The organism is Ancylomarina sp. YFZ004 (assembly GCF_054254355.1).
In genome coordinates, this window is the sequence record NZ_JBTCHQ010000001.1 from 401,750 (window position 1) to 413,497 (window position 11,748).

11 protein-coding genes are annotated in these 11,748 nt (G+C 33.5%); 8 read left to right on the forward strand and 3 right to left on the reverse strand.

The features are described 5' to 3' along the window. Nucleotides 1-88: 88 nt before the first annotated feature. Complete coding sequence (locus tag ACXR6G_RS01645) at nt 89-1,240, reverse strand: iron-containing alcohol dehydrogenase (protein WP_458359655.1); 1,152 nt, start codon at nt 1,238-1,240, stop codon at nt 89-91. A gap of 437 nt (nt 1,241-1,677) precedes the next feature. On the opposite strand from ACXR6G_RS01645, the gene ACXR6G_RS01650 reads away from it, so the two are divergent. The 4 genes from ACXR6G_RS01650 to ACXR6G_RS01665 all read left to right on the forward strand — a co-directional run bounded on the left by ACXR6G_RS01650 (nt 1,678) and on the right by ACXR6G_RS01665 (nt 4,713). Then, entirely contained in the window at nt 1,678-2,013 is a 336-nt protein-coding gene (locus tag ACXR6G_RS01650; protein WP_458359656.1) for a TraR/DksA family transcriptional regulator, read from the forward strand. A 40-nt stretch (nt 2,014-2,053) separates the two neighbouring features. Next, nucleotides 2,054-2,398, forward strand: coding sequence for a translation initiation factor (locus ACXR6G_RS01655; RefSeq protein WP_458359657.1), 345 nt, complete (start codon nt 2,054-2,056; stop codon nt 2,396-2,398). Nucleotides 2,399-3,070: 672 nt separating this feature from the next. After that, nucleotides 3,071-4,153: an MraY family glycosyltransferase gene (locus tag ACXR6G_RS01660; RefSeq protein WP_458359658.1), complete on the forward strand. Its 1,083-nt coding sequence runs from the start codon at nt 3,071-3,073 to the stop codon at nt 4,151-4,153. A gap of 137 nt (nt 4,154-4,290) precedes the next feature. Next, the gene (locus tag ACXR6G_RS01665) at nt 4,291-4,713 is read left to right on the forward strand and encodes a hypothetical protein (protein WP_458359659.1); all 423 of its coding nucleotides are present in this window, start codon (nt 4,291-4,293) and stop codon (nt 4,711-4,713) included. 49 nt (nt 4,714-4,762) lie between these two features. On the opposite strand, the gene ACXR6G_RS01670 is transcribed toward ACXR6G_RS01665, so the two are convergent. Then, on the reverse strand, nt 4,763-6,196 hold the full coding sequence (locus ACXR6G_RS01670) for an ADP-dependent glucokinase/phosphofructokinase (RefSeq protein ID WP_458359660.1): 1,434 nt from the start codon (nt 6,194-6,196) through the stop codon (nt 4,763-4,765). A gap of 397 nt (nt 6,197-6,593) precedes the next feature. On the opposite strand from ACXR6G_RS01670, the gene ACXR6G_RS01675 reads away from it, so the two are divergent. The 4 genes from ACXR6G_RS01675 (at nt 6,594) to ACXR6G_RS01690 (ending at nt 10,376) form a co-directional block, all read left to right on the forward strand. After that, nucleotides 6,594-7,007, forward strand: coding sequence for an OsmC family protein (locus ACXR6G_RS01675; RefSeq protein WP_458359661.1), 414 nt, complete (start codon nt 6,594-6,596; stop codon nt 7,005-7,007). Nucleotides 7,008-7,196: 189 nt separating this feature from the next. Further along, nucleotides 7,197-7,778, forward strand: coding sequence for a peroxiredoxin-like family protein (locus tag ACXR6G_RS01680; protein ID WP_458359662.1), 582 nt, complete (start codon nt 7,197-7,199; stop codon nt 7,776-7,778). A gap of 168 nt (nt 7,779-7,946) precedes the next feature. Then, nucleotides 7,947-8,396 (forward strand): hypothetical protein, encoded by a 450-nt coding sequence (locus ACXR6G_RS01685; protein ID WP_458359663.1) that lies wholly within the window; start codon nt 7,947-7,949, stop codon nt 8,394-8,396. A gap of 216 nt (nt 8,397-8,612) precedes the next feature. After that, nucleotides 8,613-10,376 carry a hypothetical protein gene (locus tag ACXR6G_RS01690; protein WP_458359664.1) on the forward strand — a complete coding sequence of 588 codons (1,764 nt, stop codon included), beginning with the start codon at nt 8,613-8,615 and terminating at the stop codon, nt 10,374-10,376. A 28-nt stretch (nt 10,377-10,404) separates the two neighbouring features. Here the strand turns inward: ACXR6G_RS01690 and ACXR6G_RS01695 are convergent, their stop codons facing one another. Then, nucleotides 10,405-11,736 carry an MATE family efflux transporter gene (locus ACXR6G_RS01695; RefSeq protein WP_458359665.1) on the reverse strand — a complete coding sequence of 444 codons (1,332 nt, stop codon included), beginning with the start codon at nt 11,734-11,736 and terminating at the stop codon, nt 10,405-10,407. Between the last annotated feature and the right edge of the window lie 12 nt (nt 11,737-11,748).

Below are 11,748 nucleotides of genomic sequence, written 5' to 3' on the forward strand. Positions count from 1 at the left end.
TCATCCATAGAACTAAATTAAATAAAAAAAACAAGGGGAAGCTTTACAGCTTCCCCCTCTACCTTAATCCAATCAGATAAATCTGAAATTAAATAGTTACACTAGTTCCATTGTAACAAGCTTGGTAAAGCGCTTTGATTTCCTCGAACTTAGGTTTTCTTGGGTTGAAAAGAGAACAAGGATCATCCATTGCATTCTGCGTTAATGTATCCAACTTCGCATCCCAATCTTCTTGACTTACACCGTACTCCTTGATAGAACCTACAACTCCTACAGATGCACGTAAAGCTTCGATTTCTTGAGCAAAGTCTTCAGCTGTTGACTTACCAAAAAGCTCAGCTAGGTCATTATATTTGTCTGTTACTTTTGAGTTGTAACGAGTTACGTTAGGCATTAAAATTGCGTTACCACAACCATGAGGAATACCGAAAGTACCACCAATTTGGTGAGACATAGAATGAACAATTCCCAACCATACGTTAGTAAAAGCCATACCTGCCATACATGATGCATCGTGCATTGCCTGACGAGCTTCCTTATTGTTAGGCTCTGTGTGGGCTGTGTTAATGTTTTTGAATACTAAATCAATAGCACCTTTTGCCAATGCATCGTTGTAACGGTCGGCAATGTTTGAAACGTAAGCTTCAACACCATGACTCAAAGCATCTAGTCCAGTGTTAGCTGTAACGTGTGCTGGCATACTTTCGCAAAGCTCACCATCGATAATAGCAACATCAGGCGTTAACTCGTGAGAAACGATTGGATATTTAGTTCCTTTTTCTCTGTCAGTAATTACAGAAAGACCTGTCATTTCAGTACCTGTACCACTAGTAGAAGGAATTGCTACAAAGTAAGCTTTGTTACGCATTGGTTTTACTGCAAATGGAGCAGCTAATTCTTCTAGAGTTGAATCTGGATACTCATAATAGATCCACATTGCTTTTGCTGCGTCGATAGCAGAGCAGCCACCTAAACCAACAATTACATCAGGTTGCTCTTGAGTAAAGAAATCAGCACCTTTCAATACTGTTTCAATTGATGGATCAGCTTCAACACCCGAAAATACAACTGTTGACATACCTGCTTCTTTCAAGTAGATTTCTGTTCTTTCGAAAGATCCGTTTGCTTTTACAGAGTTACCACCAATTACGATAACTGCTTTTTTTCCTTTTAATCCTTTTAAGTTTTCAAGACTTCCTAGTCCGTGAAAAATCTCCTTTGGTACAACAAATTTTGCCATAATTTTATTTTTTTATATTTGGTTTTTTTTATCAGTTCAAAACAGAAGTTCTATTGAAATTAGGTTTCAATCGTGAACACTTGCTTAATGATTACGCTGACAAAAGTAGGGCAAGACTCTTTCAGTATGCTTACTGAAAAAGTTCATCTGCTTATTAAAAAAGGTCAAATTTCAATCATCGATCATTACTTACATATTTTCAAACACTAAAAGACCCTATGTATAGGAAGTTGCTAAACTATAACACTCCCATCTGGACTAAATACACACCTTTACTATATAGACAAAACAAAAACTCAGAAGATGACAAAAAACTTAATTCAAATAAAGACCTGTTAGAGCTAAATCACAATTTACAACCTGAATTAATTCAGCTTACAAGTCATATCATATCGTCCTAATTCTATTATCTTTGATTAACCTGAAATTAGAATAACATGACACAAGACGAAAAAATCAATATTAAAAATCAAATTGAAGAAAAAATTATAAAATTTAAAGATGACATTCTTAAGCTAGTCGATTTAACAAAACCTATTTCACCAGATTCTGCAATCGGACGAATCAGTCGAATGGATGCTATAAACAACAAAAGCGTAAACGAAGCCGCTCTACGACAAAAGAAGAATCAGCTTAAAGCTCTGGAGTACACACTGAATCATTTGAGTGATCCTGGTTTTGGTAAATGTATTAAATGTGGTCGTGAAATTCCACTAGGCAGAATCATGTTAATGCCTGAAAGTAAAAAATGTGTCGCATGTGCTAGTCGCTAGCATTTGTGTTTATATTTGCATTTATATAAATAGACAAACCATGGCAAAAAAGGATAAAAAAAATATTGTGTATTCTACCAACCCAAATTACGAATACGAGTTTGATGAAGATGAAGATGAAGAGATGGAAACTCTTTCACCTCAAAAACAAACTTTAAAAGTAATGATTGATAAAAAGCAGCGAAAAGGTAAAGCGGTAACACTCGTTACAGGTTTTGTTGGAAGTAATGATGATTTAAAAGATCTAGGTAAGCTTCTCAAATCAAAATGTGGTGTTGGTGGATCGGTAAAAGATCGTGAAATTCTCATTCAAGGTGATCATAGAGATAAAATCATTGAAATTTTAAATAAAGAGAATTACAAGACTAAAAGAGTTGGAGGTTAATGTCCAACTCTTTTTTATTTCAAAACTTATCTTATCAGACCATTATAAAAATCCACCAATAGTTTATAAAAAATCATAGAATCAATTTATTCTTACTTTTCTTCAAACAACACCTATATAATCTTGTAATACTGTTACAAAAAAAAACATCCTCATTCTTTAAATATCACCCACACGCAACCCACATAAAACACTAACCATCAAACGTTAAGACCTATCAAGCATTACTTAAAAAAAACATCGAGCCTTTAATTTAAATGGTATTTCTTCGAATATCTTTTCTAATAAATATATTTAAGTAATAAAAAATAAAATAACCTACTGAACCATAAATACCACAAATCAGCTTAGAAAAATAAACATAATAATCACACATGATTATTATTACGTTAACAAGAATATCGATTCCGAAAAAAAACATACTATCTTGATTAACTAGTTTAAAAACTAGTTAATCACGATTTTCTGACTGAATATCTAAAAATAATGTAATTTCATATTGAATATTTTAAAATGTATATTTCAAAATATTGCTTAATAATTTAGATTAATTATTCAATCCTTAATTCGTCATTTTCATACTATTAAACAAACTTGACAGATTTGACAAGTTGACTTTCGATATAAAATTCATACATTTGTACTAGTATTTTGAAAATTGAAACTCTACCTATGTATCCGTTCACTCATCACTTTTACATTATTGCAAGTTTTCTTTTCTCTCTTATAGTATGTTACAAGATTATTCCTTCTGTAATAACCATAGCCAAAGAGAAAAAATTATATGACGAGCCCAATCATCGCTCTTCTCATACGACTGTTGTTCCCTCTTTAGGTGGAATTGCTATTTTCATCGGTTTTACTTTATCTATTTTAATATTTAGTAATGGCTTCCTTATTCATGAGCTAAAATATATTATAGCAGCAACACTAATTGTATTTGGTCTTGGACTTAAGGATGACATCATGGCTATTTCACCAAAAAAGAAGTTATTAGGTCAGATTTTTGCTGCTCTTGTTGTGATCATACTTGGTGATATTCGCTTTACTAATTTCCATGGTATATTAGGTATTCATGAATTAAACTACTTTGTGAGTGTTCTATTCACAATTTTTGTCATCATTGTTGTTACCAATGGCTTTAATTTAATCGATGGTATTGATGGCCTAGCTTCTGGAATTAGCGGAATATGTACATTAACATTCGGTATTTGGTTCTACATCACTGGCCATTACGAATATGTTGTTCTTTCAGGAAGTCTTTTAGGTGCTTTAATAGCATTCTTCCGATACAATGTCTTTGGTAAAGACAAGAAAATATTCATGGGTGATACGGGTTCACTTATTATAGGCTTATTAATCTCAATTTTAATGATCCACTTCAACGAATTGAATATTTACCCAGAATTTAAATATGCTATCAAATCAGCACCAGCTGTTTCTATAGGTATACTAGCCGTTCCTTTGTTTGACACACTTAGGGTCATGTTTATTCGTATTAAGAATAAAAGATCACCCTTTGAGCCAGACAAAAACCATGTTCACCACCGTATGGTTAGCTTAGGTTTTAAACACGTACATGCTTCTATTCGAATTATGGCTGTAAATATCCTCTTTATTGCAATCGTATTTGCACTTAAAGATATTGGAAACCCAAGCTTATTAGTTATTGTTGCATTACTTGGTGCTTTTTTCTCATGGCTACCTTCTTATTTACTTCACAGAAAGAAAGCCAGAGAATTACAAACTGCTTAATACTTACTAAAATATTTTAACGCCTCTTTTAAGAGGCGTTTTTTTTGCCCCCTTATCAATCTTTAAAATTAATCTAAATAAGGCTGTATCATTTGAAAGAATAATGTAAATTAGCTTTCCAATTTTAAAGAATAATTATGGACCCAATATTACTTAAGGACACTCTAGAAACTCAAGATATTAATTTACTTATCAAACAAGGATTGAATGATTTAGAAATAAGTCTTGAACAGAAAGAAAATATTTATTCTGCTGCTGAGAAACTAGCCTCAAACTTTGTGGAAATTATAAATTTCCACACAAAAAACTGTGAAAACAGAGATGCATCGTACTCTTTTAATATAGCCGTCTTGTTCAACAAATTCACTGAGGACTACAGAAGTATCTTTGTTCATAATTACAAACAAGATGTCCTTATTGGATTTGGAATAAGTGCCATTTGGATGGGGATTTTAAATGGATTAGATGCAGAAAGTGGGATTATGCCTAATCATCCTTTTAAGAGAGAAATTGCGACATGTTTAAGGACAATTAGCGAGATACTTGATAATAAAGCATAAAAAAAGCTATTCTTAGGAATAGCTTTTTCTATTTTGATTTGATTTTGTTTTATCTCGCTCCAACAAGAGATACAGAAGAAATAGTGTCTCCCATTCCAACCAAAGTTACTGGTTTATCAATTAGAATAGTTGGCACAGCAATAACTTCAATTAAATCATTTTCATAGATACCAGTTTCTAGCAGGCTATTCTCTCCAAACTTTACAGACATTAAATTCTGAAGATTACTTAACTCATTTAGTCCAACATCAGAAACCTGATGCCCCTGAGCCCATAGTAAAATGTCTTTTGTATTAATAGCACCAGTTCCTGCTTTAGCAGCGGCTACAGTAGCAGCTAATTGCATACCATCGCGATTCTGCATTGGACTAACTTTAAATCCTTTTTTCTGAAGAGTTAAATATAAACCAAACATATGCAGTTGCATTCGAGGGCACTGGGTATATTCATAAATTTTTAACATCCCCTCAAACATAGTCTCAGCATTGATATTCGCTTCACATTTAGCAGCCAATTCATCTTCTCCAATAACTTCAAGAATATCGATCAATTCACGCTCGTTGAACCCCAAACTATCCACACTCTCAACCAAAGAATCAATCAAATGTTTACGAACGACTTTATCCTGAGTAGATGCTACCTCTAAATGTAATAAGTTTCCTGGACATGATTTTCTCCATTCCTTTATCATAGCCTTAGAAGCATCAATCTTATCAGCTCCTTTGCTCCCATCTTTCAATGTTTCATGTAACATTTGATAGCCTGAAAGTATAATATATTCAGGATTAATATCGGACTGAGACATCTTTTTTGAAAAATGCTCATCAATGTGTAGTTTGAAATTTAAAGGATCGTAGGTCGCGATAAATCGATTTGCCTTGGGACAGGTGTATACTTTTCCTCCTAAATTAATCGTATCTCCTTTGTCGAATTCTATAATCCAATGGATAAGAGGTAAATCATTTTTACGATCTACTTTAGAAGCCTGAGCGACTTCTCCATTATCATCAACAGTCAAAAGGTTATCTAGATCTAAAAAAAGCTGAGATTGTTCCTTTGGCGATGATGCACAGTGCACATAGACTGAGTCAACACCACAAACTGCCATTACGTTGGCAACAATACCGCCTTGACCTCCCATTTGGAGTTTGTCATAGCCAATTGTTTCATTCAGCCAATTAAAAACAGCTTTGTCTTCAATCAACCATTCTTCTGCTTTACCAGCTTGAAAACATTGAAGAAATCCTCTTATGGCATCTTCATTTGTTTGAATACAATTCTCTCCCTCTCCAACAATCTGAGTTAGATCCAGCTCATTATCAACAATGATTTTCTCAATAAATTTTCCATTGACCTTTATCACTGCATCCACATTTGCATTAAAAGCACTTATCAGGCCTTTCACATCCCCCATTTTCTCAAGTTGAGCCGGTGCAGTTTTGTAATGTTCTAACCACTTTTCTTTTAAATCGCTGTATGACATGCCAATAATTTTATTTTTATTTAAGTCAACTTTAACCGATAACATTCAATTATAGCTGACTTCTAGAAGTTTGATAAAAGCAAAGAAATACAATTTAGGAGTGTTTATTAGAAATTCATAATAAAAAGCAACTAAAAATCACTGCAAAGGTTTGAAATAGGAATTAGGAATACCACATGAAAGTTCTTTTTAAATTATAAAAGCATAGCGAGAGAATAAAATCTGAGTCAAATCTACATTCTAAGACTAATGTTAAAAAAAACTCAAACACAACTACATATATTTGGATATTTACATATATTTGTGGCCATATTAATTATTAAACATTCAAAAACTAAAGGCTAAGTGAAACTTGATATCCAATCAATTATTATTAGCCGTATAAAAATTAAAACAGATGAAAGCAACAACAACTTGGACACAAGGAACATCTTCTATAATTACTGATAACAGAGGACACGAAATCATTATTGATTTACCAGAAGCAAAAGGTGGACAGGATTTAGGTCCTACTGCATTTGAACTTTGTTTGATGAGTTATTCTGGTTGTGTAAATACTATTTTTAATATTGTTTCTAAAAAGATGAGATTCGAATTCTCGGCTCTTGAGGTTGATACTATTGGTCACCAAAAAGATGGTGCAGCAACTTTTACTGATGTTGAAGTTGAACTTAGAGTTGATACTGATGCTAGCGATGAGAAAATCGAATCATGTTTACAGAAAACTTTAAAGATGTGCCCTGTAGGTGTTCTTTTCCACCAAGCTGGTGTCAACACAACTTACAAAATCATGCGTCTTCAAAAAGCATAATTAAACGATTAAAATATGACTATGATATCCCTTACCTTAATTGGCAAGGGATATTTTTTTGATCTTTAACACGACATTAACAATTAAGGAGACTATTATAAGACGCATTGGTCTTTTATTTCATATTTTTACAAAAGAGAGAAAATTTACTCTTTTAGATTTGTCTGTTATTTATTAAAATCACAAAGTATGAAACGCATATTATTTGGCATATTAGCCATTCTCAGCTTAAACACTTTTGCTCAGAAAGCAGAAAGTAGTTTGCAAATTGGACAAAAAGCTCCTGATTTTGAAGCTTTCGATCAAAATGGATCAAAATTTAACAGCACTGATATTTTAAAGGAAGAACAAATAATTGTGGTTTTCTACAGAGGGCAATGGTGTCCATTTTGTAATCGCCATCTAAGTGAACTTCAAGATCACCTTGAAGATTTCAAAAAAGCGGGTGCGCAAATCGTTGCTATCTCTCCAGAAAAAACAGAAAACATTAGCAAAACAATTAAAAAAACCAAAGCTGAATTCCCTGTGTTGTGGGATAAGGATAATTCAATAATGGAAGCATTTGGTGTCGATTTTATTTTACCTAAAAACCTACAAGTGAAGTACAAGGAATATGGTGTTGACCTAATCAAGGATAACGGCAACTCCAGTCAGACACTTCCTGTTCCGGCTACATTTATAATTGGAACAAATGGAAAAATTAAATATCTGCAATACGATCCCGACTATAAAAATAGATCATCAGCAAAAGATATTTTAGAGCAACTTTAAAACATTGAATCTTGTTCTTAATCACAAAATATCCTTTTTCAATATGAATTAGGGTGTTTTTTTTGTCATTCAATCCTAGAAATAGCATTAAGAAATAAATGCTCAACAAAACATGGCTCAATTACTATAGATTCAGCTAAAAGGCTTAACTATGCACAAAATAAAAGTATGACAAATTACACACCTCATAATGCTGACTTTTCTCTGTGGAAGAGAATAAAAAGTGAATTAAGCCTCTTCTTGATTCTCCAAATCCTTATTATCATCTTCATGCCTCCTAATCTAGTGTATGAGTTAACACTAATAGTCATATTCATTCTATTACTTTCAATAAAGCGTAATAGAATCCTTTTTCAAATCGAGTTTGATGATGAAAATCAGGAATTTTCTATTTTCTACTACACACTAGTGGCTTTTAGAAGAAAAGAAACAATTAAATATGACAGACTCAATTCAAAATTGGGCCTAAAACGCTACGGGTTTGGCAGTGCCATTACCACCTTGGAATTTTTCAATAAAAAACAGATTATTGGTGAAATTAGAGTAGGTGATAAATGGCAATGGACAGATGAACAACTTGAGATGATTCACAAAAAATCTGTGAATTCAAAAGATTAAATTCGATACAAGCTTCACATCCTCTATTTTTGCTATCTTTAAGTGTAATCAATATTTTTAGGTATAAAACAAAACATTATATATTTTCTCATCTTTCTCCTGATTGTCAATAATCAGCTAGATTGTCATGCACAAACACCAACACATCATAATTTTGAGCAAATTATAATTCATGCACCAATAGACACATTCTCGACTGATACAATAAATGAGAAAGTGCAGCCAGACAGCTTAAAAGATGGTCGTGAATTCTACAAAAAACTTAAATCAAAAGCTTATAAAAACAGAATAACCAAGGAGCTATACAGTCTCTTCTTTGTTTCTTCAAACAAAGATGAGATTATCAATGATAAAAAAAGAGAGCAAAGTGGACAATCCTTTCTACCCTACGAAGGGAAACGCATCAATAAGGTTATTATTGATGTTATACCCCCATTCAAACCCAACTTTCTAGATACCCTTCAAAGAACTAGAATTTGGCTTGAAAAAACAGCCAACAAACTTCACAACACGAGTAGTCGAGGTCATATAAAAAAACTACTTTATATTAAAGAAGGTGACACTTTAGATGCCTACAACACAGCTGAAAATGAGCGACTAATCCGTAACCTTCTCTACATTAAGGATGCACAATTTATTGTTATTCCAGTAATGGGTTCATCCGAATTGATTGATCTATATCTATTAGTAAAAGATCAATTTTCGTGGGGGTTTGATATCGATGTTGGTTCATTTACATCAACTTCGGTTGAGCTATATAATAGAAATCTATACGGCAGAGGCCATGAAATTAGGTCAGGAATCGAATATAATTCGAGCAAAAGTCAAACCTGGGGATATATAGCCAGCTATAAAATTCAGAATATTAAAAACTCACATATAAGTACAGGTCTAACTTTTAGTAATAATTACAAAAGATCGCTTATAGAACTTGCTGTGAAAAAGCGATTCGAAACCTACATGACGAGGTATGCAGGAGGGTTAACACTTTCTAAAACTATGCATTCAAATAAAATCAGCTCTAACGATCCTATACTAAACAAAGAACCTCTTGACTTCAACTATGCTTCTGCATGGCTAGGTAGATCATACAAACTCAAATCAAAGAAGAAATTAGCAAAGACTCAACTATTTTCAACACTTGGCTTTTCGTCACTAAATTTTTTCAAGCGTCCTAAAGTTGATAACGATTTAAATAAATTCTTCCACAACAAAAGCTTGTATTTAGCCAGCATAAGCCTTAATCAAACCCAATATTTTAAGTCGAATCTCATATATAATTTTGGTAGAACTGAGGACATCCCTTATGGTTACATGATGCAATTAACTGGAGGATATGAAGATCGAGAATTCTCTCACCGGAAATATTTCGCTTTTGAATACCAACGTGCCACACATTTTTATAAAACAAAAGCTTACTTCTTCACAAAATTTGCCCTTGGTGGCTACTTCGATAAAGATCGTTACGAACAGGGAAATTTAATCATACAAAACAAATTTATCAGTCGTTTACGAAAAACGGGACGATATCGCTTCCGTAACTTTGTTGAACTGAATTATAATTTAGGCATCCGACGTTTCCCAGAGGAATTTATAACACTTAATACGCCAACAGGTATTCGTGGATTTTCAAGCCTTGAAGCAATAGGTACACAAAGATTAGCTTTGAAGCTTGAGAATATGACATTCACTCCTTTTATGGCAGGTGGTTTTAGATTTGCATTTTTTAACTTCCTCGATATTGGAACGATTGGCAGTAACCAAAATCATCCCTTTAAGAACAAAGCCTACTATGGAGTTGGTTTAGGCATTCGCTTAAATAACGAAAACCTTGTATTTAAAACAATCGAATTACGTTTAGCTCTATACCCAAAACCACCTAGCGATTTCTCCAGCCCTCAATATGGTCTATCAGGAGAAGATCGCCCTAATTTTAGCAATTTCAGTGTCGATCGACCTAAGGTTCTTGACTTTGAATAAAACTTTAATCTAAGATATAAATCACATTTTAAACTATACCCCCACGCCATTTCCCATACTTTAAATACAGGAAAGATGCTGTTCCTAAAAATAGAGCATAGAAATATTCTGAAGTCCAAACCTGCGCAATTGACACCTTAAAAACTTGTGTTAAAAGATAAACAGCTCCCAAATAAAAGGCAAGCACAATAATTTCTAAAAGCATAGCATGCAATGTTCTCCCAGTTCCAGAAATACCATGGAATAAGGTAATAGCAATTGGAAATAATAAGGATGATCCAAAAACAACATAAACAACGGGTCGTGTATGCTCTATAAGAAGTGCATTATCGGTATAAATCGAAATAATCAAATCGGGTATAAAAATTGAAATTCCAACTAGAGCTAGAACTGATAAAAAAGACAATTGAGTTGTTCTCCATATAATCAACATGACTTTTTCAGGAAACCCTTCTCCAATAGCTTGACTAACCAGGGTGTTAACAGCAGATCCAAAGGCCCAAACAGGCACCATTAGCAAGACATATATACTTCTGATAATATTTGAAATTGCCAGCTCATGCTCTCCCATTCTCTCAACCATAATGAAGAAGACAAACCAACAAGACAGAGCAAGAAAATTCTGTATCATGATCGGAAAGGAAACCTTTATTAACCGGTTGAATAGTGGCCAATCTATCTTGCAAAAACGAAACAAATCATAATGAGCTAAAGGGACTTTCTTCAGGGTATAAATAATAAAAAAGATCATAGCCGTAAACTCTGCAATGACTGAAGCAAGAGCAGCGCCTTTAATTCCCATCTCTGGCAATCCGAATTTTCCAAATATGAGGGCATAATCGAGGAAAACATTGACGATAGCCATAAATGCCGTACTCCAACTAATCACTTTGGTTTTAGCAATTCCAATATAGAATGCTCTAAAAAGCAAATTAACACAAGCAAATAAAATCCCCCAGGCTCGAACAGAGATATAATCATTACTAGCCTGATAAATCCCTTCAGAACTTACCATCCATTTCAAAAGAGATGGCGATTGAATCACCATAAATCCAAACAAAAGAGTCCCCACAAACATCAAAAAATAGAAGGAATGAATAAAGGTTTTTCCTACCAGCTTAAAATTCTGCTCTCCAACTCTACGAGCAATTACAATTTGAGTTCCCAAACCGAATCCCCAAACAAACATGACTATGGCAAAGTAAAAAATAGTTGCAATAGCTGCTGCACCAAGTGCTGTTTCGCTTAAGTGACCTAAAAAAGCAGTATCAGTTACTGAAATTATATTCTGAGCAACACTCCCCAATATAATCGGGTAAGCAATTGTCAAGATACTCTTATGATCTATTTTTGTTTTCAATTCTCTAATGTT